Source organism: Rhodoferax potami, assembly GCF_032193765.1.
In the GTDB taxonomy this organism is placed as follows: domain Bacteria; phylum Pseudomonadota; class Gammaproteobacteria; order Burkholderiales; family Burkholderiaceae_C; genus Allorhodoferax; species Allorhodoferax potami.
In genome coordinates this window covers 643,819-667,494 of the sequence record NZ_JAVBIJ010000001.1, presented here as the reverse complement: position 1 = coordinate 667,494, position 23,676 = coordinate 643,819, and the positions used below count along the sequence as shown (strand labels likewise).

Sequence of the window (23,676 nt, the reverse complement as noted above, 5' to 3'; positions counted from 1 at the left end):
ATCGCCGCAGTGCTTATTTTTTGCCGCGGATTTTGGCCAGCTCGGCCTGGGCTTCGTTCCACAAGTCCATGCCGATATCAGCACCGATGGTGGCGTACACCCGGGTCAGCTTGTCGCGCATGCGTGCGGCCTCTGCGGGGGGCAACTCGTTGATCTGCATACCCTTGGCTTTAAGGTCGGCGACTGCCTTGGCGGCTTCTTCGCGGGTGTCTTTGCGCTCAAAGTCTCGGCTCAGTTTGGCGGCGTCGCTCAGGATTTTTTGCTCGTCCTTGGAGAGCTGGTCCCACCATTTTTTGCTCACCAACACAATCCACGGCGCATAGACGTGGTTGGTTACGGTGACATATTTCTGCACTTCGTAAAACTTGCTCGACAGAATGGTGTTGAAGGGGTTCTCCTGGCCGTCTACTGTGTTGGTTTCCAGCGCGCTGAACAACTCTGAAAACGCCATGGGAACGGCGTTCGCGCCCAGGGTCTTGAAGCTATTCAGGTACACATTGTTTTGCATCACGCGCAGCTTGATGCCCTCCAAGTCTTCGACTTTGTTGATCGCGCGCTTGCTATTGGTCAGGTTGCGGAAACCGTTTTCCCAATACACCAGCCCGACCAGGCCTTTGTCTTGCAATTTGTTGCGGATTTTGTCGCCCACAGGGCCATCCAACATGGCGTCAGCCTCTTTGGTGTTGCTGATCAAAAAGGGCGCATCCCACAGTGCCATTTCTTTGGTGATGCCGACCAGGGTGGCGGTGGAGCCGACCATCATTTCCTGCGCGCCGCCGATCAACGACTGCTGCATTTGGGTATCGGGGCCGAGTGCTGCGGCACCGATGGCGCGCACTTTCATTTTGCCGCCCGAGGCTTTTTCGACCGCCTCGGCAAACACCTTGGCAGCGCGGCCCTGGTTGCTTTGCTCGTTGAGCCCGTAGCCGAAGCGGATCAGGCGGGGCTTGATGTCTTGCGCAAGCGCAGGCAGCGCTGCGCTGAACACGGCGGCGCCAGCCAGTGCCAGAACGGCACGACGGATGAGGGTTGTGGATGTTTTCATGGTGTGTCTCCAGGGTGGGTGTTGTTGTTACAAGAAAAAAAGGGGGGACTCAGCGCATCCACGCGACCGGTGCGGTCACGATCTGCGGGAACAGCACGAAGAGCAGCAGAATCAGCACATAGGTGATCAAAAAGGGATTCACCCCTTGGATCACCCGGTGCAGCGGCAAGCGCCCGACGCCGGCCACCACATTGAGCACCGTGCCCACCGGCGGCGTGATCAGGCCGATGGCGCCATTGAGCACAAACATCAGGCCGAAATAGACCGGGTCAATGCCGGCTTTCACCGCAATCGGCAGCATCACCGGCGCAAAAATCAGGATGGTCGGTGTCAGGTCCAGGGCAGTGCCCACCAGCACCAGGACCAGCATCATGACCAGCATCAGCAAGCGCGGGCTCTCCACCAGCGGCCCCAGCCATCCGGTCAGCACGCTGGGCAAATCGGCCAGCGTGATCATGTAGCTGGCCACTTGGGCACCGGCGCACAAGAACATGACGATGGCGGTGGTTTTGGCAGCACGCACCAACACGCCGTACACCGCTGACACCTGCATTTCGCGGTGAACAAACAGCGCTACCACCAGGGCGTAAAACGCGGCCACCACAGCCGCTTCGGTGGGCGTGAAAACGCCGGTTTTCATGCCTCCGATGATGATGATCGGCATCAACAGCGCCCAGAACGCCTTGAGGGTGGCCTGCAAGCGCTCACGCAGGGGCAGCGGCTGCCCCTCGGGCAGGTCCAGATTGCGCAGCACCAGCTTCCAGGCGACGATCAATCCGGCCCCCATGATCAGCCCCGGAACGATGCCCGAAAGGAACAAGGACGATATCGAGGTGTTGGTCGTCACGCCGTAAATCACAAACGGCATGCTCGGCGGAATGATGGGCGCGATGATGCCGCCCGAGGCGATCAAGCCGGCCGAGGTGTGCATCGGGTAGCCCTGCTGGCGCATCATGGGCATCAAAATAGTGGCCAAAGCGGCGGTGTCTGCCAACGCCGACCCGCTCATGCTCGCCATGAGCACCGCAGCACCGATGGCCACAAAGCCCAGCCCACCGCGAATGTGCCCCACCCATGCTTGCGCCATGGTGATGATGCGGCGGCTGATGCCCCCGCTGTTCATCAGCTCACCGGCCAGAATGAAAAACGGCACCGCCAGCAGCGGAAAGCTGTCCACCCCTGCCACCAGGTTCTGGGCGAGCAACTGGGTGTCCCAGAAGTCCAGCACCCAGGCCATGCCGGCGCCGGTCAGGACCAGTGCCAAGCCCATGTTCATGCCAATGCCCATCAGGGTCAGCATACCGACCGAGAACACCACAAACGCCAATGCTTCGTTGCTCATGGCCTTACTCCACCTCTGCCGCATGACCGAGGTCGAGCGGTGTGCGTTGAATCAATTCCCACAATGCCATCGCACCGATCGACAAGGAACACAAAAATGCGGGCATCGGCAGCAAAGCCGTCGGGTAGCCCAAGACCACCGAGTAGCTGTCCAACCCCACCACGATCTGCTGCCAGGCTCCGTGCGCCAACATGCCGCACGCCAACAAAACCAACACGCGAATGAAAGCAGTGGCCAAGGCCAGGCGCACCGGATGCGCCTTCAGCATGGCCACCAGGCTGGTGAATGCCATGTGCTCCCCTGCCGGGTAAGCGGCTGCCGCGCCGATGAACACCATCCAGACAAACAACAAGCGGGAAAGCTCTTCGCTGGCGGCCACTCCGCTACCAAAGCCATAGCGGAGCACCACATTCACAAACACCGAGAGCGCCATCACGCCAAGGCACGTGGCCATCAGCACTTGGGTGATGCGCGCAAAGGCGCTCGGGCGCGGTGCAGACAGGGTGGACTCGGGGGCCGCAGTTTCGGAGTGCTGACTCATGCAAGCTCCTTGGCAGGCAAGAGCCACGTGCAGATTTCGGTTTGCAAGGCATCCAGCGAGCGGGTGGCGTCCAGCGTCAAGACCCCGGCTTCGCCCTCAGGCGACTCCAGCGTGGCGAACTGGTTGTCCACGAGTGCGGTGTTGAAAAAATGTTGGGCCGCACGGGCGGTGACCCGGGCCTGGGCCTCCGTTTGTGAAATCTGCAAAAAGGCGAAGCGCAAGCCCGGGCTCGCCTGCCGCAGGCGCTCGCGGTAGCTGCGCTTGAGGGCGCTACAGGTCACCACCACGCCCCAGGGCTGCAAGGTGATCTGCGTAGCCAAGGTCGCGAGCCAGCCCTGGCGGTCGGCATCCGTCAGCGCAATGCCGGACTGCATTTTGTGGCGGTTGGCTTCGCTGTGGTGGTCATCGCCCTCCACCAGCGGCCAAGCCATGGCCTGGGCCACCCGGGCCCCTACGCTGGATTTGCCGCAACCGGCGACTCCCATGATGACAATCGAATTCATATCACTCTGTATTTTTTGGATAGCGCTATCCAATTCGAATCAAAAAAATGCCGCATCTAATGTGCAAAGCAATGCACCCAGCGGCTCTGGACGATACGGGTAACTACCTTCACCCCGTGTCGTCGGATAGCGCTATCCTATGAGAAGATTTTAAAAACCCATTCAGTAGTTTCCCTAGCCCATGAACTCCCCCCTCCGCCCGCGGGCCACTGGTCGTGTGACCCTGTCCGATGTTGCCCAACTGGCAGGCGTCAGCCCGATCACCGTGTCGCGGGCGCTGCGGGGTGAGCGTGCGGTTGCGCCGGATCTGGTGGCGAAAGTGCGTGCAGCGGCCGATACGCTGGGGTATGTGCCCAACCCTGCAGCGCGGGCGCTCGCTTCCGGGCAGAGCAGCCATGTGGCGGTGCTGATCCCGATGTTGTCAAACGCCTTGTTTGTGGACCTGCTGGAGGCGCTGCAACACACCTTGCGGCAAGCGGGGTTTCAAACTTTGATCGGCATCACCCACTACGACCCCAGCGAAGAGGAAACCCTGCTGCGCGAGCAGCTGCTCCACCGCCCAGCGGGCCTGGTGGTGACCGGCTTGGAGCGCACCGAGGCCACCAGGCTCCTGATTGCGCAAAGCGGTGTCCCGTGTGTGCACTTGATGACCACTGATGCGCCCGCCGGCTCCCACTGTGTGGGCTTTTCGCAGCGGGATGCGGGGCGGGACATGGCGCGCCACCTGATCGCGCAGGGTTACCGGCGGATTGCGTTTGCCGCTGCGCAACTCGACCCGCGCACCCTGCAGCGTTTGGCGGGCTGGCGCAGTGCGCTGGTGGATGCGGGGCTGTATGACGAGGTTTTGGAGTGGCTTAACCCGGCGCCCTCGTCACTGGCCCTGGGGGCCCGCATGTTCGAGCAGATCATGGGGCAGACACCACCGGTGGATGCCATCTTTTTTTGCAACGACGACTTGGCCCAAGGCGCACTGCTGGCAGCAATGCGAACCGGTGTCCCGGTGCCGCAGCGGGTTGCGATTGCCGGCTTCAACGACCTGACAGGCAGCGACCAGATGGTGCCCCCGCTCACCACGGTGCGCACCCCGCGCGCCGAGATCGGCCATGCCGCAGCCCGCATGTTGATGGGGCTGATGCAGGGCGAGCCATCTGACAGCAGCGCTATCGACCTGGGCTACACCCTGCAGATACGCCACAGCACCTGAGCCGCTGTGGGCCCGATGCCTCAGGGCGCGTTGGACTCCAAGCCCCGCAGCACCCGGCCACGGCCGGCCACCAAGTAGTCGCCAAAACCCGCCAAACCGGCGAGTAGGCGCAACATGGAGCGAGCCACCAGTGCCAGCCCATCGCCGATGTCGCGGGCTGGCTCCACCACCGTGGCTTGCCAGCGGCTGGCCGCGCCGCTCTCGGGCAAAGGCACCCATTTCAGGCGGACGCTGTCTTGCCCGTGGTAGGGCCACGCCTCCACCACCACCCGCTGCCCGGCGCGCAGCGGCAGATCGTGCCCCAAGGCAACGAAATGGTCCCCCGCGTCCGCCAGCGGTGTGTGGCGCGCCACATCCAGCGTTGCCCACGCCCGCCCGCTGACCACCTGCAACACACCGGCGGTGCGCGGCTTCAGGGTGACCGCATGGCCGTGCGGCAACTTCAAGGATTGCAAGGCGGGCGATGAAGACAAGGACTCGCGGGATGGCATAAAAAACTCCTTAAGGGGTGAACAGGCACTTGAATGATCCGCCCGGCCTGCTGTACCGTCCAATGATTTCGGGCTATGCTATTCATTCCGATACCGCATGAATCAATCCCGCCATGAGGCTGCCCCATGTCTGATGCCATCGCCCCAAATACTGAAATACGCTTGCGCACCCGCCCGATCTCCATGGGCCATTTGCGTGCCTTGGAGGCGGTAGCGCGGCACCTCAATTTTCGGGCGGCCGCCGAGGAGCTGGCATTGACCCAAAGCGCCGTCAGCCGGCAGATCCAGTCGCTGGAAGAAGAAGTCGGCGTGCCCCTGTTTTTGCGGCACACCCGTGCAGTCGAGCTCACCGGCGCTGGAGGGCAACTGCTGCGTGCGGCCATGCCCTCGCTGGAGCGGATTGATGCGGCAGTGCGCCAGATTCGCCGCACGGCGGGGCGCAAGAGTGTGGCGATTTCGACCTGGGCGTCGTTTGCCTCGATGTGGCTGATTCCGCGGCTGGAGGCCTTTCAGGCCGAGTACCCCGATATCGATATCCGGATTGATGCGACCGACAACCCGGTCGACCTCGACACCAGCGATGTGGACCTGGCCATCCGCTACACCCAGCCCGGCAGTGTGCGGGCCGATGCGGTGCGCCTGTTCGGCGAACAGCTCACCCCCGTGGCAAGCCCCTGGTTGCTCAAAAGTGGCGCGCCCCTGCGCAAGCCCGCGGACCTGGCCCGATTCGCCTTGCTGGAAGCCAGCGATACCCACCGGGTGCAGCACATAGAGTGGCTAACCTGGCGGCGGTGGTTGGAGTTGAACCAACAACCGAGACTGGAACCCAAGCGTTGGATGTACTTCAACTACGCCCACCAAATTGCTCAGGCCGCACTCACCGGCCAGGGTATTGCGCTGGCCCGCATGCCGCTAGTGGCCGACAGCCTGGCCAGCGGCGACCTGGTAGAGGTGTTGCCCGGCGGGCGCATCGATACCCCCATGGTGTATTGGCTGCTGGTGGGCGCCCGCAATAGCAGCCGGCCGGAGATCCAGGCGTTTTGCGACTGGCTGTTGGCCCAGGCCGCCATCACCCGGCAAGCCACCGGCGAAGATCCACACACCGCCTCGCAAACCCTTGCACGCTAAACCTCTACCCTCCCCCACCGCATGTCCGCCCCGAACCGCTTTCCCCTCTCTGCGCCCGGCCGCTTCAGCCCTCTCAGGCGACAGCTGTTACTGGCGCCGATGTTGGCGTCACTGCCGCCCGGTGCACAGGCATTGCCACCGGCGACCCTGCGCTTTCCGCGCGATGCGGGCTCGCACAACGCGTTCAAAACCGAGTGGTGGTATGTGACGGGTTATGCGCGGGTACCAAGCGACCGAGGTGAGGCCTCCCGCCTGCTGGGCTTTCAAGTGACTTTTTTTCGCAGCCGGGTGGAGGCCACACAGGGCATGCAATCCCGCCTGGCAGCGCGGCACCTGCTCTTTGCCCATGCAGCCGTCACCGATGTGCAGGGCCGCAAGCTCTGGCATGACCAGCGGATTGCCCGCTGGTCGGGCGAGCCCGCAGGCAGTAACCCGGCCGATGTGGCCCATGCCAGCACCAAAGACACAGCGGTAGTTATTCGCGACTGGTTTTTGCAGCGGTCGGGGCCGCATCTGCAGGCGCGTGTCCTTGCGACTGACTTTGTGCTGGACTTGGAGTTGCAGGCCAGCCAGCCGGTGCTGCTGCAGGGGGTGGACGGCCTCTCCCGCAAAGGCCCGCAGGCGCAGCAAGCCAGCTACTACTACAGCGTGCCCCAGTTGCAGGCGCGCGGCAGCGTGACGCTCAAGGATCAGAAGTACCGCTTGGCAACCGGCAGCACCGCTTGGCTGGACCACGAATGGAGCCAAGAGGTGCTGCACCCGAACGCCGTAGGCTGGGACTGGATCGGTATCAACATGCTGGATGGGGGTGCGCTGACAGCCTTTCGCCTGCGGACGGCCGAAGACACGGCCCTGTGGGACGGCGGCTCCTACCGCAGTGGCCAAGGCGTGCGCCAGGTGTTTGCACAGGGAGAGCTTGCATTCACCCCACAGCGCCGATGGACCAGCCCGGCCAGCCGCGCGAGCTACCCCGTGGAGTGGCTGGTGCGCACGCCTGCGGGCAGCTTTACGGTCAAAGCCCTGCTGGACGACCAGGAACTCGACAGTCGCAATTCGACCGGCGCGATCTACTGGGAAGGCCTGTGTGAAGTGTTTAACACCAGCGCAGAGCTGGTGGGCCGCGGCTATCTGGAGATGACGGGCTATGCCAGCCCGCTCAAGATCTGAAATGATTTGCTACAAAAATAGTAGCATCTAGCGCAATATTTACATGCGCCATGGCCCTATTTGGCTCTTAAAACCTGCAATTCCTGAACAGAGCGATGGCTCTTGCGCCGCTCACGGCCGGCCAGCCATCGCAGCACCAGGGCGTGAAAGGCCTCCGGTTGTTCAAGCATCACCCAATGCCCGCAGCGCAGCGCGTGGGCTGCGCCATCCTCTGAGGCGCGCAAGGTATGCAGCCAGCGCGGAGAATGGAACATGAAGGGTTTGCGCTCCCCGAACACATACAACACCGGACAGGTCAGCTTCACCGGGCGGGTGCGGAGCCCCCCCGCATGCCGAACCACTGCATCACATAGGGAAAGTTCATGGTCCAGCTGAGCTGTGGAGCCGGCACGGGGCAGCGCATCAGGCCTGCCATCCAGCGCGTCATCCGGTTACCAAGGCCGGGGTGCAAGTAGCGCCCCACCATCCAGGCTTTGGCCAGCCAGAGCTGGTAGGCTGCCACCGCCAATTTCTGTTTCAGCGACAAGGACTGGAGATACGCCCGCGCATTGTGGTCCCCAATGTCGATGGCGACTACGGCCTCCACCCGCTGGGGGTGTCGCATCGCCAGTTCGTAGCCAAAAATGCAACCCCAGTCATGGAGCATCAAGGTGACCGGTGCGCCGGGGCTCACGGTTTGAATCACCGCGACCAGGGCATCCACCACATCATCCAGCTTGGGCACCACCGGGGGCCGCTCCTGCACGTCACCGAAGCCGGGGAGCGTCAAACGCACACACCGGTAATTGTTTTGCAGGGCGCGAACAGTGCCGTCCCACACGGCCAGGGTGTCTGGCCATCCATGCAACATCAGGACCGTGCGCGGTCCGCTCCCCTCCACCTGTACCTCCATGCCTTGGATATGCATTTTTCGAGTCTCCATGGTTCCTCCTATTTTTTTCATGAGCTTACATCGACTGATGTGCAACAAAATGAAACAAACCGCAAAGTCCCGCTCAGGTGTCTCTCCGGCAGATTGCGCAATACTCAGTGGCTCACCGGCACACGCTTTAATTCTGCGAATCGCCTTGCAGCCCGGCCCATCACCCTTACCTGATTGCCCATGAGTACCTCTGAACGCCCCAAATCGACCAACCCCAAGTCTTTGAGTGGCTTGCTGCCGTTTTTGAGGCCGTATCGCGGGCGGATTGCCATGGCGCTGGTGTTTCTGGTGCTGGCAGCGGTGGCGACCCTGGCCTTTCCGGTGGCGCTGCGCAGCTTGATCGACGGGGGCCTGGTGCAAGCAGACAAAGGGACCCAGGTGATGGCGCTGCGCAATCACTTTGCAGCCCTTTTTGCGGTGGCTGTGGCCTTGGGGCTGTTTTCTGCAGCGCGCTTTTACATGGTGAGCTGGCTGGGTGAACGGGTCACCGCCGACCTGCGCAATGCGGTGTACAGCCATGTCCTTCGGCAGAGCCCGGAGTTTTTTGAAACCACCCAGACCGGTGAAGTCCTCTCGCGCCTATCGGCTGACACCACGCTGGTGCAAACCGTAGTGGGCTCTTCGCTGTCCATGGGCTTGCGCAACGCGGTCATGGGGGTGGGCGCGTTGGCTGTGCTGGTGTGGACCAACCCGGTCGTCATGCTGCAGGTGCTGGCTGTTTTGGTGCTGATTGTTTTACCCAGTTTGTGGTTCGGTCGGCGGGTGCGCAAGCTCTCACGAGCCTCCCAGGACCGGGTGGCCGACTCCAGCGCCATCGCAGCGGAGGTGCTCAATGCGATTCCGGTGGTGCAAAGCTACACGGCCGAAGACCGGGAGACCCAGCGCTTCATCAGCTCGACCGACAACGCCTTTGCCACGGCCGCCAAACGCAGCCTGATGCGCTCGGGCCTGGTGGCCTTCATCATCATTGCCACCAGTGCGGCTTTGTTGTGGGGCTTGTACCAAGGCACCCAAGCCGTGGCCGAGGGGCGCATTACCGCCGGGCACTTGGGCCAGACCGTGGTGTATGTGATCATTTTGGCCAGCGCATTTGCGGTGCTGGGTGAGGTGTATGGGGATCTACTGCGGGCCGCCGGCGCCACCGAGCGTTTGATGGAGTTGCTGGGCACCCAGTCGCCCATTAGTTCACCGGCTAAACCAGTGATTGCGCCCATGCCTATTGCGGGGAGTGCTATTCAATTTGAAGCAGTCAACTTTCATTACCCGTCACGCCCTCAACAGCAAGCCCTGAAAAACTTCCACTTGAACGTGCTGCCCGGGCAAACGGTCGCGATTGTCGGGCCCAGCGGAGCCGGCAAAAGCACCGTGTTTCAGCTGCTGCTGCGCTACTACGATCCGCAGAGCGGCAGCATTGTGCTGGACGGCTCAGAAACACGGCAGCTGGCACTCGATGCGCTGCGACAGCGCGTAGGCATCGTGCCGCAGGATGCGGTGATTTTCTCGAGCAGTGCTATCGAAAACATCCGCTACGGCAAACCTGGCGCGACCGATGCGGAGGTCAAAGCCGCAGCCCAGGCGGCCTTCGCCCATGAATTTATCGAAGCGCTGCCGGAGGGTTATGACACCTTCCTGGGCGAGCGGGGCGTGCGCTTGTCTGGCGGACAACGCCAACGGATTGCCATTGCACGCGCCATGCTCAAAAACCCGCCTCTGCTTTTGCTGGACGAGGCCACCAGTGCGCTGGATGCCGAGAGTGAACGCATGGTGCAGGCGGCCTTGGAGTCCGCGATGCGCGACCGCACCACATTAGTGATTGCCCACCGGTTAGCGACCGTCCAAAAAGCAGATTTGATCGTGGTGCTCGACCACGGCGAATTGGTCGAGCAAGGGACCCATGCGGAGTTGGTGGCCAAGGGCGGCGTCTATGCGGGGTTGGCCGCGTTGCAGTTCAACGCGTGAGCCCACACAGCCACCAGTGAATGCCTAGCCGATTTTCGGTAGTAGCTATCGTTTGATAAAGAGGCGGTAACTCCCTAAAATCAAGGCTTCACCATCGGAGGCCGCTATGGAAGTTACTCGCACCAAGGTACAGCAACCCGAGCAGACACAAGCGGCCAAACGAGCTGAAAACATCCAAAGCGAAGCCGTCAGGCAGGCTGCCGCGACCGAACTGAAGCCCCCCAAGGCGCAAGAAGCAGAGAAAAAGCCGGTCGTGAACGGGCAAGGCCAAACCATCGGCACCCGCCTCAACGTGAGTGCCTGAGCGTTCACAGGCAAGCCAGATGGCCATCAGTGCAACCAACAGCGCAACGCCGTCGATTCAGTCGACACTGAGTCGCGCCCGCTTGGAACAGGCCAAATGCGAGGCCGAGAACGCGGAAAACAAGGTCGAGTCGCTACAACAGCAGACCGATCGGGCCGAGCAAGAAGTCCAATCCAAGAAAAATGCAGTTCAGACATTAACTGCGCGCAATACTCTAGAAGACACCACTTACATCAGCCAACTCCGAGCTTCGACATCTTCAGTAGCGCCCGCCACGCAGGACTTTCTTCTGCGCATGTACAGCGCGACTTCCGCCAAATTTGCGGCCAGTGGTAATGCCCTCCGGGCTAGCTTGAATGCACGACCTTTCGTCAACACGCTCGGGCAACCGACGGGCCGGATCGTGGATCTGACGGCTTGATCATCTATTAATTTTTTGCATAGTTAGCATATCAAGTGGCCTTGGACAGGTCGGTAAGGGGAGCCTACATTGCGAGCCTTGACGACAACTACAAGGAGCATTCATGTCGCAGCAATCCGGCGTTCAACAGACGCCTAACGCCCACAACGCAGCCGTTACCCATGCGCTGCCGTCTTACCTGCAGGCCGATCATCTTGGCCCGTGGGGCATTTACCTTCAGCAAGTGGATCGTGTGACACCGTACCTCGGCCATTTGGCGCGCTGGGCTGAAACACTCAAGCGCCCCAAGCGCGCTCTGATCGTCGATGTGCCGATTCAATTGGACAACGGTACCGTGGCCCACTTTGAAGGCTACCGGGTTCAGCACAATACGTCCCGCGGTCCGGGTAAAGGCGGTGTGCGCTTTCACCAGGACGTGACTCTGTCAGAAGTGATGGCCTTGTCCGCGTGGATGTCGGTAAAGAATGCCGCGGTGAACGTGCCCTACGGTGGCGCAAAAGGCGGCATCCGCGTAGACCCCAAGACGCTGTCCATGGGTGAGTTGGAGCGATTGACGCGCCGCTACACCAGCGAGATCGGCATCATCATCGGCCCCTCCAAAGATATTCCCGCACCTGACGTCAACACCAACGAGCAGATCATGGCTTGGATGATGGACACCTACTCCATGAACGAAGGTGCTACCGCTACCGGCGTAGTCACAGGCAAGCCCATTGACCTCGGCGGCTCCTTGGGTCGCCGCGAAGCAACCGGCCGTGGTGTCTACACCGTGGGCGTTGAGGCCGCGCAGCACCTCGGACTCGATATCAGCAAGGCACGTGTGGCCGTGCAAGGCTTTGGCAATGTGGGCGGTATCGCTGCCAAGTTATTTGCCCAAGCCGGCGCCCGCATTGTGGCGGTGCAAGACCATGGGGGCACGATCTACCAGGAGTCCGGACTCGACGCCAATGCGTTGTCAGCCCATGTCGGCCGCCAAGGTAGCGTCGCCGGTTTTCCGGGCGCGGAAACCATCGATGCCAATGCTTTCTGGGATGTACCTTGCGACATTTTGATTCCTGCAGCGCTGGAGCAGCAGATCACCGCCGCCAATGCCCACCGCATTCAAGCAAAGCTCATCATTGAAGGAGCGAACGGCCCCACCACACCGGCGGCGGATGACATTTTGCAAAGCCGCAATATCCTGGTGGTTCCTGACGTGATTGCCAACGCGGGTGGCGTGACGGTGAGCTACTTTGAATGGGTACAGGATTTCTCCAGCTTCTTCTGGAGCGAGGACGAAATCAACGCACGGCTGGTACGCATCATGAAGGACGCGTTCGCAGCAGTCTGGGAAGTGGCCGCCGAGCACCGGGTGAGCCTGCGCACCGCAACATTCATCGTTGCTTGCAAGCGGATTTTGCACGCACGCGAATTGCGGGGCCTCTACCCCTAAGCAGGGTAGTGTGGAACCTCTGCAGTTTCTACTGCAGGGGATTCTTCAAATGCGCGGGAATGGGGATGGCCATAAGCTCTATCCCCTCCTCCTCCAGCTCCTTGGCCTCGTCGGCAGTAGTTTGACCGCGGATCGCACGCTCCTCTGTTTCGCCATAGTGAATGCGCCTGGCTTCTTCTGCAAAACGGTCACCGACGTCATCGGTGCTGGCCAACACATGTCGAACTACTTTTGCGAGTGCACTCTGCAATTCCGCCTGCATTTCTTCCGACATGGGAGGTGTCAGCGATGCGCCAGAAGGTGCGCCCTTCGCAGAGGATGGCGAATTAGCAGAAGCACTGTCATCCGGTGCTTTGGCGCGTGACAGGTTGAGACGTGGAGCACTCAGCTTTTTGTGAACGCTGGCCGAACCACACACAGGGCATTGCACCAAGCCACGCGTCAATTGGGATGAAAAGTCATCGTCAGAACCAAACCAGCCCTCAAAGACATGGCCGGACAGGCAAGACAAATCGAGTACTTTCATACCTAGAGAGCTATGGGGCAGACTCAGACAGCGGAGTGCCAGGCGGGCGACCAAGTCCCTGCCATATAGTGCTGTAACCAAAGTGCAGCGGCAACCGTCTTGGCGTCTGTAACTTGCCCTTCGAGGCATGCGGTGATCAATTCCACGGCAGGCGCGTCAAACACTTCGAGGAACTCCCCGGAGTCCAACTGGCTCGGGCCGGGGACCAGATCGCGCGCGAACCAGACCTCAATGAACTCGGTGGAGTAAGCAATCACCGGGTGGATCACGCCCGCTTTGGCCCACTGGCCAGCGCGGTAACCGGTCTCTTCAAATAACTCGCGCTGAGCACACTCCAAAGTGGTCTCACCCGAATCCAACTTTCCTGCAGGAAATTCGATCATCACCCGTTGAACCGGATAACGATATTGACGCTCTAGTACGACCCGTGTTGGTGCGTCAGCACCCTCCAGTAAAGGAATGACCATCACAGCGCCAGGGTGTACAACGTATTCTCTCGTGGCAGCCTTACCGTCGGGCAAACCAACTGAATCCCGCAAGATACGGAGAAAGCTACCCTGAAGAACTTCTGCACTCGAAACAAGTTCCTCGCGGAGGTGTGCATCCTCCCGGGAACTAATCATGGCGTTTCAGGAGATACCGAAACACGAACCCTGGAAAGGCCAGGGTGACAAAGAGCGTACCGGTGATGGCGTAAAACTCCCAGCCTTGCGGGAAGATTTGGCCTGCTGTCTGTTCCAGCAACAACCCTATGCCACCTACCAGAAAGTAAGCCACTACCAGTTCCCCTAAGCGGGCCCCAAGCGACTTTTCTTCGGTTCCGAAGAACCCGAAAACTCGCCGGGTGAGAAAAGGAGCATTTGCGAATGCAACCGCAGTAAGCAACAGCACGAACACACTGGAAGAACTATCCATTCAGCGAGGCCTCGGAATTCGTGGAGACGCTACTTACATCCCCAGCATCTGGCGAACGGAGGCAGCACACAAGGCCATCAAACCACCAGGCGCCAAGCCCAGTATCAGCACCAAAGCGCCATTGATAGACAGTACCACGCGAACGTCAGCAGGTGCATTGACGGTTGTTGCCGTAATTGGCTCGTCGAAATACATCACCTTGACCAAACGGAGGTAATAGAAGGCGCCAATCAAAGACATCAACACCGCGAACACAGCCATGCCTAAATAGATAGTCTCTCCAGAAACTACCAATGCCTGCAATACCGACAACTTGGCGTAGAAACCGACCATTGGCGGAATACCAGCCAACGAGAACGCGCAGATAGCCATCACTGCCGCGTACAAAGGGCTGCGCTGGTTCAAGCCGGCAAAATCGGAGATCTCTTCGCTCTCGAAACCTTCGCGAGACAGGAGCAAGATGACACCAAAAGTGGCAAGCGTTGTCAACACATAGGTCACCACATAGAACATGGCGGAGCTGTAGGCATTTGCCGCAAAAGTCACAGCATCGCCCTGTACCACCCCCGACATCAGTCCCAACAACACGAAACCCATCTGGGAAATCGTCGAGAAAGCCAGCATGCGCTTCAAATTGGTCTGGGCAATAGCCGCCAGGTTCCCGATCAGCAATGAGCCCACCGACAACACCATCAACATTTGCTGCCAATCACTTGCCAGCGGACGCAGGCCCTCCACCAACAAACGGATACAAATCGCAAAAGCTGCCAGCTTGGGAGCACCACCAATCATCAAGGTCACAGCAGTGGGCGCGCCCTGATACACATCTGGAATCCACATGTGGAAAGGCACGACGCCCAACTTAAAGGCCAAGCCCGCAACAATGAACACCAAGCCAAACACCAAAACGTCTGGGCGCACCTGGCCGCTCGAGATCGACTTAAACAACTGAGTGATATCGAGAGTACCGGTCGCACCGTACAACATGGACATCCCGTACAGCAAGAAGCCCGAAGCCATCGCACCCAGCACAAAGTACTTCATTGCAGCTTCTGTCGCTGCTACGTTATCCCGGCGCAATGCCACCAAGGCATAACTGGACAAGGTCAACAGCTCAAGCCCCATGTACGTCAGCAACAAGTTGTTGGACGAAATCATGACAAACATGCCCAGCAAAGCCAGCATATTCAAAGTGAACAACTCACCACCGCGAAGCATGTCACGATGGGCAGCATAGGGGCGCGCGTAAACCAGAGAAACCATGACAGCAATAGCCGCGAAGCACTTGAGCCAATTGCCCATGGCATCGCTAACCACCATATTGCCAAAGCCATAGTAGGTTTGACCAGCCACGGCGAGATGCGCCTCTGCCGCCGCCACAACGGCGAGTGTCAGCATGGTCAAGACATAGGTTAAGCCCCTGAGCGGGCTCTTGACGCCGAGGTCTATCAAGAGGATGGCACAAGCCATCACCATCAGGATAATTTCTGGATAGACCGTGATCCAACTGATTGTGTCAATCATCATTCTTCTCTCAATTCAGTTTGATCAGTTCAACTTGGAAATAGCGACGTGCTTCAGTAGCTCAGCAACGGAAACATCCATCACGTCGGTAAACGGCTTGGGGTACAAGCCCATGGCCAAGACCGCAATCGCCAACAGAGCGAGCATCAAAAACTCACGCGCATTGATATCGGTCAATCCCTTGACATCATCATTCACCACGGGGCCCAAGTAGACTCGCTTGAACATCCACAAGGTGTAGGCTGCGCCAAAAATCAGAGCGCTTGCGGACGCGAAGCCGACCCAGAAGTTGAACTTCACGGCGCCCAGGATAACCATCCATTCGCCGACGAATCCGGCCGTTCCCGGAAGACCACAGTTGGCCATCGCGAAAAACAAACCGAACGCTGCAAATTTCGGCATGGTGTTCACCACACCCCCATAACTAGAGATCTCGCGCGAGTGGACTCGGTCGTACAGAACCCCAATCGACAAGAACATGGCGCCAGAAACGAACCCGTGAGCAATCATTTGGACCAAGCCACCCGACACACCCAAATCGTTGAAGATGAAGAAACCCAAGGTTACGAACCCCATGTGGGCAACGGACGAGTAAGCCACCAGCTTTTTCATGTCCTGCTGAACCATAGCGACCAAGCCAACATAGACCACAGCCACCAAGGACAGACCCACCATCAAGCTACCCCATGTGTGCGCAGCATCTGGGGCAATGGGCATGGAAAAGCGCAAGAAACCGTAAGCGCCCAATTTCAGCATGATGGCCGCCAACACAGCAGAGCCACCAGTAGGTGCTTCGACGTGTACATCGGGGAGCCATGTGTGCACAGGCCACATAGGCACCTTCACAGCAAAGGCCGCAAAAAACGCAAAGAATAACAGGGTCTGCGCTGTTTCACCCAAGGGCAACGCATGCCATTTGGCCAAGTCGAAACTACCGCCGGATTGGGTGTAGAGATATATCAACGCAACCAGCATCAGCAGCGAACCGAGCAGGGTGTACAAGAAAAACTTGAATGCGGCGTAGATCTTGTTCGGTCCACCCCAGATGCCGATGATGAGATACATCGGGATCAAAGTTGCCTCGAAGAACACATAGAACAGCATGCCGTCTAAGGCGGAGAACACGCCGATCATGAGGCCACTCAGGATCAGGAACGCACCCATGTACTGATTGACGCGCTCGGCAATCACTTCCCAACCAGCAATCACCACGATCACCGTGATAAACGCGGTCAATGGAACGAACCAGAAAGAAATTCCGTCCAAACCGAGGTGGTAATTGACGTTAAAACGCTCAATCCAGGGAAGGTTCTCAACAAACTGCATGGCAGCAGTCGTGTTGTCAAACTGGCTGTACAGAGGAAGCGTCAACAAAAAACTGCACAGTGCACCAATCAGTGCAACCCACCGCACTGCAGTGGCCTGCTCGTCTCGTCCGAATGCAAGAAGAACAACGCCGAAAGCGATAGGCACCCAGATAGAAAGGCTCAACAAACCCATATTATTTTTCTCCTACTTGAGCCAAACGAAATAAGTCATCAGCACAAAAATCCCGAGGATCATGACCAATGCATAGTGGTAGAGATAGCCCGACTGTGCTTTGCGCACAAATCCAGAGAGCAAGCCCACCAACTTCCAGGAACCGTTGACCACAGCACCATCAATGATGGCTTGGTCGCCGACCTTCCATAAACCAGTTCCCAAGAGTCGCGCACCACGTGCCAATACGTTCTCGTTGAACCAGTCCAAGTAGTACTTGTTTTCGAGCAAGGTGTAGATTGGCTGGGCAACCCGCTTAATGGCAGCGGGTATCGCCGGGAACATCATGTAGAACACATAGGAAGACACCACACCTGCCACCGCGAGCCAAAGAGGCAACGTCGACAATGAATGAGACGCCATTGCAGCGGCACCGTGGAACTTGGAGGAAATCTCTTCCATCGCTGGGTGCAAGGTGTGATTGACGTAGATGACATCCTTGAAGAAGTCACCGTGGAGCATAGGCCCGATGGTGAAATATCCAATCAGTACGGAAGGGATCGCCAACAAAACCAATGGCACCCAGACCACCCACGGGGACTCATGGGGAACCGCATCATGGTGATGGTCGCCATGACCATGGTCGTCATGGTGGGCATCAGGGTTTTGGTCGAAGCGCTCTTTTCCGTGAAATACCAAGAAGTACATACGGAAAGAGTAGAAGGCCGTCACGAACACGCCTGCAAGCACCGCGAAATTGGCAAAGCCGGACGCAGGCAGGTTACTGGCGTGAACCGCCTCGATGATGCTGTCCTTTGAGTAAAAGCCAGAAAACAACGGGGTGCCAATCAGGGCCAACGAGCCAAGCAGCGAGGTAATCCAGGTAATCGGCATGTACTTCCGCAAACCGCCCATCCAACGAATGTCCTGGTTGTGATGGACCCCCATAATGACCGAGCCCGCACCAAGGAACAACAGTGCCTTGAAGAATGCGTGGGTCATCAAATGGAAGACTGCTACTGAATAAGCAGACACGCCCAAAGCGACCGTCATGTAGCCGAGCTGAGACAGAGTCGAATAAGCGACAACTCGCTTGATGTCATTCTGAATGATGCCCAAAAAGCCCATGAACAGCGCAGTAATAGAACCCACCACGAGAATCAAATTCAAAGCTGTGTCACTCAGCTCAAACAATGGAGACATACGCGAGACCATGAAGATACCTGCAGTCACCATCGTGGCAGCATGAATCAACGCGGAGATGGGCGTTGGGCCTTCCATAGAGTCGGGCAACCAAACGTGCAAAGGGAATTGCGCGGACTTGCCCATGGCGCCGATGAACAAACAGATGCAAATTACTGTGACCAACATCCAGTCAGTACCGGGGAAGACCAAGGCTGAAAGATCATTGGTTTTCGCAAAAATTTCGGTGTAATTCAAGCTACCGGTGTAAGCGCCGATGAGACCAATACCCAAAATGAAGCCGAAGTCGCCTACCCGGTTGACCAAAAATGCCTTCATGTTGGCAAAAATTGCCGTCGGCTTATTGAACCAAAACCCGATCAACAAGTAAGACACTAAGCCCACCGCCTCCCAGCCAAAGAACAACTGGAGCAAGTTGTTACTCATCACGAGCATCAGCATCGAGAAAGTAAACAAGGATATGTAAGCAAAGAAACGGTTGTAACCCTCGTCCTCTTCCATGTAACCCACCGTGTACAGGTGAACCATGAGAGAGACGAAGGTAACCACACACATCATCATGGCGGTCAGGGAGTCCACCAGGAAGCCAACTTCCATTTTCAAACCACCAACGACCATCCAGGTATAAATGGTTTCGTTGAATCGTGCTCCGTCATTCACGACCGACATCAACGTCATCGCAGATAAAACGAAGGAAATAAAGACGCCGAGAATAGTGAGGCTGTGGCTAAGCTTGCGACCAAACCAATTGCCACCAAATTTCGTACCAAATACACCTGCCAACACAGCACCGGCAAGTGGCGCTAAGGGTACGGCTAGCAATGTCGACGCAGAAAGGGTCTGGCTCATTAGATTAACCCTTCAAAGTATTGAGCTCATCCACGCTGATACTGGATTTATTGCGGAACAGCAAAACCAGAATCGCGAGTCCGATAGCAGCTTCAGCAGCGGCCACGGTCAGGATAAAGAAAACAAAAATTTGGCCGTGCATGTCATTCAAATAGTGGGAAAAGGCCACGAAATTTGTATTCACTGCCAGCAACATCAGCTCAATCGCCATCAACAAAACGATCAGGTTGCGACGGTTAAGAAATATCCCGACTACCGAGAGTGCGAACAACATCGCACCCAGTGATAGGAAGTGCCCCAGGGTCAAAGTCATGCTTTTTGCTCCGTATCAACTGTCTCAACCACTGGCGCAGACTTCGTAGCGTCCATCTTGAGTACTGTCATGCGATCTACCGACTTGACACGTACCTGCTCACCGGGAGACACATATTTGCTGTCCTTGCGAGCGCGCAAGGTCAGTGCGATTGCCGCAATCATGGCGACCAGAAGTATGGCTGCAGCCACTTCAAGCTGAACAATATATTGGTTGAAAAGCAACTTACCCAAAGCCTTTGCGTTACTTGGCTCAGCTGCAGTAGCAGCAGCAAAGGCGGCTGGGTCATCCACTACCCGGAACCCGCCCATCAACACAGCGGCCATTTCCAAAGCAATCACAACGCCCACAACGGCTGCAAGCGGGAAATGCTTCCAAAAACCAACACGCAGATTCTCCACGTTGATGTCCATCATCATCACAACGAAAAGGAACAACACCATGACAGCGCCGACATACACCAACACTAGTGTGATGGACAGGAATTCCGCTTTCAACAGCATCCAAATCATCGCTGCCTGAAAGAAGGTCAACACCAAATACAGCGCCGCGTGCACTGGATTGCGCGCAGTGATCACTCGAAACGCTGCGAACAAGAGCACCGCAGCGAAGACGTAAAAAAGTCCGGTCGTAACATTCATGATTCAAGGGCTTTCTTGCGGCTATTCATCGGTACTTCGCATCTGCCTGCTTGTTTGCGGCAATCTCGGTTTCGTAGCGATCTCCCACCGCCAGGAGCATGTCCTTGGTGAAGTACAGATCGCCACGCTTTTCCCCGTGGTACTCCAAAATGTGTGTTTCAACAATGGAATCAACGGGGCAGCTTTCTTCACAGAAGCCGCAAAAAATGCATTTGGTCAGGTCGATGTCGTAACGTGTCGTCCTGCGGGAACCATCGTCCCGGACATCGGACTCGATAGTGATCGCCATCGCAGGACACACCGCTTCGCACAATTTGCAGGCAATGCAACGTTCTTCCCCATTTTCATAGCGCCGCAACGCATGCAGACCACGGAAACGCGGTGAAAGAGGCGTCTTTTCCTCAGGAAATTGAACAGTAACTTTCTTGCGAAACAAGTAACGGCCTGTCAAAGCCATTCCCTTGAATAACTCCACCAGCAAAAAGCTGTAGAGAAAATCCTTGATGGAAAAGGCCGAAGCCGGGCGAGCCGTAGTTTGTGTAGACATTACTATGCCCCTCACTTCCAAATGTTCAGAGGCGTTTGCATCCACAAACCGACCACCAATAACCAAACCAACGTTACGGGAATGAATACCTTCCAACCCAAGCGCATGATCTGGTCATAACGAAAACGGGGGAAGGTAGCACGTACCCAAATGAACAAGCTGACAATCGCGAAAGTCTTAAGTCCCAACCAGATCCAGCCAGGTATCCAATTTACCAACGCGTGGTCAAAGGGGGACAACCAGCCGCCCAGAAACATAAGGGCTGCAAGAATAGAAATAAGCCACATATTGGCGTATTCAGCCAGGTAGAACATCGCGTATGACATGCCGGAATACTCGACCATGTGACCGGCAACGATCTCGGCTTCGCCTTCAACGACGTCAAACGGGTGACGGTTGGTTTCAGCAAGGCCGGAGATGATGTAGACCACAAAAATTGGGAGGAGTGGCAACCAATTCCAAGACAAGAAATTCAAGCCCGCGGCTGCGAACTGACCAGTCGCCTGTCCCGCCACGATATCTGAAAGATTCATGCTGGAGGACACCATGAGCACGATCACGAGGCAAAAGCCCATGGCAATTTCGTAGCTCACCATTTGTGCGGACGCGCGGAGCGCTCCTAGGAACGCATATTTCGAGTTTGAAGCCCAACCCGCGATCACGACGCCATAAACCTCCATGGAGGTAATGGCCATAACAAACAGCAATCCCGCATTGATATTGGCCAGCGCCACATCAGGCCCGAAAGGAATGACGGCCCAAGCCGCCATGGCCGGCATGATGGTCAAAATCGGGCCCACAAAGAACAAACCTCTGTTCGCAGCTGTAGGGACCAAAATTTCTTTGGTCAAAAGCTTCAACGCATCGGCGATTGGTTGCAAAAGACCCCATGGTCCTACACGGTTAGGCCCCACTCGCACTTGCATCCAACCCAGGAACTTCCGCTCCCAAAGAGTGAGATAGGCCACAGCGCCCATGAGAGGGAGGACCACAATGACAATTTTCAAGAGCGTCCAAATGACCGGCCACAACACGGATGCCCATACAGGCACACTGAACAAACCCAAGCCTGTGCTGTAAATAGTGTCAATCATGCTGCCACCTCATGTGCGGCACGCGCATCCGCTGTTAACTGCAAGGAACTCGAGCGACGTACCAAGCCATCCAATTGATAGATGCTGGCCACAACCGGACGCACTTCTGCCGGCGTCAAGTCAATAGCTCCACTCACGCTTAGGCCCAAACGGTCAGCGGCTACGCTGCCTGCTTGGATACCAAGCGATTCCAAAGAGGCCAAAACCTCTTGACTCGAATCAAACTCCATGCCTTGAACCGACATAAGGTTGCCCAATACGCGAAGTACCTTCCAGGCGGGGCGAGTTTCACCCAAGGGCTTCACCACCGCATGGAAACTTTGGACACGGCCCTCGGCGTTCACGAATGAACCGGACGTTTCAGTAAATGGCGCGATCGGCAGAAGCACATCGCTAAACGACATGTTGCATTTAAAAGGACTGAGGGTCACTAACATCTCGGCCCCCATCAAGCCCTGCTTGGACGCAGCTCCGACAGCGGTATCGAATTCAGGTTCAACATTCACCAGGATCGCCGCTTTCAGTGCGCCGGTCAGCATCTGACCTGCATGAAAACCATCACCTGTTGGCAACGCTCCCACCGCATATCCACCCACGGTGTTGGCTGCTTCTGTCAGGTATCCGATAGAGGAGCCAGTTTGAGCAGCAAGCCATGAGGCGATAGCGACCAAGCTGGAGGACTTCTCATGGTGGGCCGCCGCATTACCCAGCAAGATGGCTTTTCGCTCACCAGTGCTCAGGGATTTGGCCACTGACTTCGCAGCTTCGGTCGAAGTACCGGCCGCAGGTGCAGCAACACCATTCATCTCAGCCAAGGCAACGGCAATATCGGCCAAGGTTTGAACCCACATGGCAGATTCCACGACCTGGCTTGTAGACAAAGGCAGCGCCCAATCCGCGTTGGAATCGACGATGGCATGCACTTGTGCTCCAGCCTTGGTAGCCTGGCGGATGCGCTGTGCAAAAAGCGGATGGTCTTTACGCAGATTCGAGCCGACAACCAGTACCCGCTGCAAAGTGGACAAAGACGCGATCGACGTTCCCAAATAAGGGACCTTTTGCGTGCTGGAAAACTCTGCATGGCGAAGACGGAAGTCCACGCTTTCAGATCCGAGTCCCTGAATAAGCGTCTTGGTGAGAGCCATTTCCTCCAGCGTACTGTGAGGGCTTAGCAAGGCTCCAATGCGGTTTGCGCCGTGATTAGTTTTGATTTGCTTCAAACCGTTGGCAACATACTCTAGTGCAGTTTGCCAGTCCACAGCTTTCCACTCACCGCCCTGCTTGATCATTGGGGACGTCAAGCGGTCAGAACCATTAAGCGCTTCATAAGAGAAGCGATCACGATCGGCAATCCAGCACTCGTTCACGGCTTCGTTCTCCAAAGGAACGACGCGCATGACTTGATTGTTTTTGACTTGAACAACCAAGTTGGCACCGGTTGAGTCGTGAGGGCTCACTGATTTACGACGTGAAAGCTCCCAGGTGCGAGCGCTGTACCGGAATGGCTTGCTCGTGAGAGCACCCACCGGACAAATATCAATCATGTTGCCGGACAACTCAGAGTCAACGCTCTGGCCAATAAAGGTCTCAATCTCAGCATGTTCACCACGATGCGACATGCCAAGCTCCATCACACCGGCAACCTCTTGCCCGAAACGGACACAGCGGGTGCAGTGGATGCAACGGCTCATCTCTTCCATGGAAACGAGTGGGCCAACATCCTTGTGGAACACGACGCGCTTCTCTTCCTCATAACGTGAGGAGGAGCCGCCGTAACCCACTGCTAGATCCTGCAATTGGCATTCACCGCCTTGGTCGCAAATCGGGCAGTCCAAAGGATGGTTGATCAACAGAAACTCCATGACGGACTTCTGCGCTTTGATGGCTTTTTCGCTTTTGGTACGAACGATCATGCCGTTGGTGACCGGTGTAGCGCAGGCCGGCATCGGCTTGGGCATCTTTTCGACATCCACCAAGCACATGCGGCAGTTCGCAGCGATGCTCAGCTTCTTGTGATAGCAAAAATGCGGAATGTAAGTGCCGGCCTTATCAGCAGCATGCATCACCATGCTGCCTTCAGCAATTTCAACTTTTTTGCCGTCGAGTTCGATTTCAATCATCTTGTG

25 protein-coding genes and 1 pseudogene are annotated in these 23,676 nt (G+C 57.4%); 7 read left to right on the top strand and 19 right to left on the bottom strand.

The window, feature by feature from the left end:
• Positions 1-13: 13 nt before the first annotated feature.
• From RAE21_RS03255 to RAE21_RS03240, 4 genes are read right to left on the bottom strand one after another with little or no spacing between them, the layout of a single operon-like run.
• On the bottom strand, positions 14-1,045 hold the full coding sequence (locus tag RAE21_RS03255; RefSeq protein ID WP_313880121.1) for a TRAP transporter substrate-binding protein: 1,032 nt from the start codon (positions 1,043-1,045) through the stop codon (positions 14-16).
• A 49-nt stretch (positions 1,046-1,094) separates the two neighbouring features.
• Positions 1,095-2,387 carry a TRAP transporter large permease gene (locus RAE21_RS03250; RefSeq protein WP_313880120.1) on the bottom strand — a complete coding sequence of 431 codons (1,293 nt, stop codon included), beginning with the start codon at positions 2,385-2,387 and terminating at the stop codon, positions 1,095-1,097.
• 4 nt (positions 2,388-2,391) lie between these two features.
• The gene (locus RAE21_RS03245) at positions 2,392-2,928 is read right to left on the bottom strand and encodes a TRAP transporter small permease subunit (RefSeq protein WP_313880119.1); all 537 of its coding nucleotides are present in this window, start codon (positions 2,926-2,928) and stop codon (positions 2,392-2,394) included.
• On the bottom strand, positions 2,925-3,431 hold the full coding sequence (locus tag RAE21_RS03240) for a gluconokinase (RefSeq protein ID WP_313880118.1): 507 nt from the start codon (positions 3,429-3,431) through the stop codon (positions 2,925-2,927). The genes RAE21_RS03245 and RAE21_RS03240 overlap by 4 nt, the downstream gene beginning before the upstream one ends.
• 181 nt (positions 3,432-3,612) lie before the next feature.
• Between RAE21_RS03240 and gntR the strand changes: the two genes are divergently transcribed.
• Positions 3,613-4,635, top strand: coding sequence for an HTH-type transcriptional regulator GntR (gntR, locus tag RAE21_RS03235; RefSeq protein WP_313880117.1), 1,023 nt, complete (start codon positions 3,613-3,615; stop codon positions 4,633-4,635).
• Positions 4,636-4,655: 20 nt separating this feature from the next.
• Here gntR and RAE21_RS03230 read toward each other — a convergent pair whose 3' ends face one another.
• Complete coding sequence (locus RAE21_RS03230) at positions 4,656-5,126, bottom strand: DUF2917 domain-containing protein (RefSeq protein WP_313880116.1); 471 nt, start codon at positions 5,124-5,126, stop codon at positions 4,656-4,658.
• A 126-nt stretch (positions 5,127-5,252) separates the two neighbouring features.
• Here RAE21_RS03230 and RAE21_RS03225 point away from each other — a divergent pair, with 126 nt between their 5' ends.
• Positions 5,253-6,254 carry a LysR substrate-binding domain-containing protein gene (locus tag RAE21_RS03225; protein WP_313880115.1) on the top strand — a complete coding sequence of 334 codons (1,002 nt, stop codon included), beginning with the start codon at positions 5,253-5,255 and terminating at the stop codon, positions 6,252-6,254.
• A gap of 21 nt (positions 6,255-6,275) precedes the next feature.
• Entirely contained in the window at positions 6,276-7,421 is a 1,146-nt protein-coding gene (locus RAE21_RS03220) for a lipocalin-like domain-containing protein (protein WP_313880114.1), read from the top strand.
• Positions 7,422-7,477: 56 nt separating this feature from the next.
• Here the strand turns inward: RAE21_RS03220 and RAE21_RS03215 are convergent, their stop codons facing one another.
• Positions 7,478-7,675 carry a hypothetical protein gene (locus tag RAE21_RS03215; protein ID WP_313880113.1) on the bottom strand — a complete coding sequence of 66 codons (198 nt, stop codon included), beginning with the start codon at positions 7,673-7,675 and terminating at the stop codon, positions 7,478-7,480.
• Between the two features lie 47 nt (positions 7,676-7,722).
• Positions 7,723-8,343 (bottom strand): alpha/beta fold hydrolase, encoded by a 621-nt coding sequence (locus tag RAE21_RS03210; RefSeq protein WP_313880112.1) that lies wholly within the window; start codon positions 8,341-8,343, stop codon positions 7,723-7,725.
• A gap of 180 nt (positions 8,344-8,523) precedes the next feature.
• Between RAE21_RS03210 and RAE21_RS03205 the strand changes: the two genes are divergently transcribed.
• The 4 genes from RAE21_RS03205 (at position 8,524) to RAE21_RS03190 (ending at position 12,459) form a co-directional block, all read left to right on the top strand.
• Positions 8,524-10,302 carry an ABC transporter transmembrane domain-containing protein gene (locus tag RAE21_RS03205; protein WP_313880111.1) on the top strand — a complete coding sequence of 593 codons (1,779 nt, stop codon included), beginning with the start codon at positions 8,524-8,526 and terminating at the stop codon, positions 10,300-10,302.
• A gap of 106 nt (positions 10,303-10,408) precedes the next feature.
• Positions 10,409-10,606: a hypothetical protein gene (locus RAE21_RS03200; RefSeq protein WP_313880110.1), complete on the top strand. Its 198-nt coding sequence runs from the start codon at positions 10,409-10,411 to the stop codon at positions 10,604-10,606.
• A gap of 19 nt (positions 10,607-10,625) precedes the next feature.
• Positions 10,626-11,027 carry a tropomyosin gene (locus RAE21_RS03195; protein WP_313880109.1) on the top strand — a complete coding sequence of 134 codons (402 nt, stop codon included), beginning with the start codon at positions 10,626-10,628 and terminating at the stop codon, positions 11,025-11,027.
• 103 nt (positions 11,028-11,130) lie between these two features.
• Positions 11,131-12,459 (top strand): Glu/Leu/Phe/Val family dehydrogenase, encoded by a 1,329-nt coding sequence (locus RAE21_RS03190; protein ID WP_313880108.1) that lies wholly within the window; start codon positions 11,131-11,133, stop codon positions 12,457-12,459.
• 28 nt (positions 12,460-12,487) lie between these two features.
• On the opposite strand, the gene RAE21_RS03185 is transcribed toward RAE21_RS03190, so the two are convergent.
• From RAE21_RS03185 to nuoG, 12 genes and pseudogenes are all read right to left on the bottom strand, one after another.
• Entirely contained in the window at positions 12,488-12,985 is a 498-nt protein-coding gene (locus tag RAE21_RS03185) for a DUF1178 family protein (RefSeq protein WP_313880107.1), read from the bottom strand.
• A gap of 23 nt (positions 12,986-13,008) precedes the next feature.
• On the bottom strand, positions 13,009-13,452 hold the full coding sequence (locus RAE21_RS03180; protein WP_313880106.1) for an NUDIX hydrolase: 444 nt from the start codon (positions 13,450-13,452) through the stop codon (positions 13,009-13,011).
• Positions 13,453-13,482: 30 nt separating this feature from the next.
• Positions 13,483-13,608, bottom strand: a pseudogene (locus tag RAE21_RS19405) (ADP-ribose pyrophosphatase); the annotation flags it as partial.
• A complete protein-coding gene (locus RAE21_RS03175) occupies positions 13,601-13,900 on the bottom strand; it encodes a DUF2818 family protein (protein WP_313880105.1) in 300 nt (99 codons plus the stop codon). The gene RAE21_RS03175 and the pseudogene RAE21_RS19405, both read right to left, overlap by 8 nt.
• A 33-nt stretch (positions 13,901-13,933) precedes the next feature.
• Complete coding sequence (nuoN, locus tag RAE21_RS03170) at positions 13,934-15,424, bottom strand: NADH-quinone oxidoreductase subunit NuoN (RefSeq protein ID WP_313880104.1); 1,491 nt, start codon at positions 15,422-15,424, stop codon at positions 13,934-13,936.
• 24 nt (positions 15,425-15,448) lie between these two features.
• Positions 15,449-16,924 (bottom strand): NADH-quinone oxidoreductase subunit M, encoded by a 1,476-nt coding sequence (locus tag RAE21_RS03165; protein WP_313880103.1) that lies wholly within the window; start codon positions 16,922-16,924, stop codon positions 15,449-15,451.
• A gap of 12 nt (positions 16,925-16,936) precedes the next feature.
• Positions 16,937-18,955, bottom strand: coding sequence for an NADH-quinone oxidoreductase subunit L (gene nuoL, locus RAE21_RS03160; protein ID WP_313880102.1), 2,019 nt, complete (start codon positions 18,953-18,955; stop codon positions 16,937-16,939).
• 4 nt (positions 18,956-18,959) lie between these two features.
• Positions 18,960-19,268 (bottom strand): NADH-quinone oxidoreductase subunit NuoK, encoded by a 309-nt coding sequence (gene nuoK, locus RAE21_RS03155; RefSeq protein WP_296508048.1) that lies wholly within the window; start codon positions 19,266-19,268, stop codon positions 18,960-18,962.
• Positions 19,265-19,909: an NADH-quinone oxidoreductase subunit J gene (locus tag RAE21_RS03150; RefSeq protein WP_313880101.1), complete on the bottom strand. Its 645-nt coding sequence runs from the start codon at positions 19,907-19,909 to the stop codon at positions 19,265-19,267. The genes nuoK and RAE21_RS03150 overlap by 4 nt, the downstream gene beginning before the upstream one ends.
• A gap of 25 nt (positions 19,910-19,934) precedes the next feature.
• Positions 19,935-20,456, bottom strand: a complete 522-nt coding sequence (nuoI, locus tag RAE21_RS03145) for an NADH-quinone oxidoreductase subunit NuoI (protein WP_313873587.1) — start codon at positions 20,454-20,456, stop codon at positions 19,935-19,937.
• Between the two features lie 11 nt (positions 20,457-20,467).
• Positions 20,468-21,550 carry an NADH-quinone oxidoreductase subunit NuoH gene (nuoH, locus tag RAE21_RS03140; RefSeq protein WP_313873588.1) on the bottom strand — a complete coding sequence of 361 codons (1,083 nt, stop codon included), beginning with the start codon at positions 21,548-21,550 and terminating at the stop codon, positions 20,468-20,470.
• On the bottom strand, positions 21,547-23,670 hold the full coding sequence (gene nuoG / locus RAE21_RS03135; protein WP_313880100.1) for an NADH-quinone oxidoreductase subunit NuoG: 2,124 nt from the start codon (positions 23,668-23,670) through the stop codon (positions 21,547-21,549). Before nuoG ends, nuoH begins: the two co-directional genes overlap by 4 nt.
• Between the last annotated feature and the right edge of the window lie 6 nt (positions 23,671-23,676).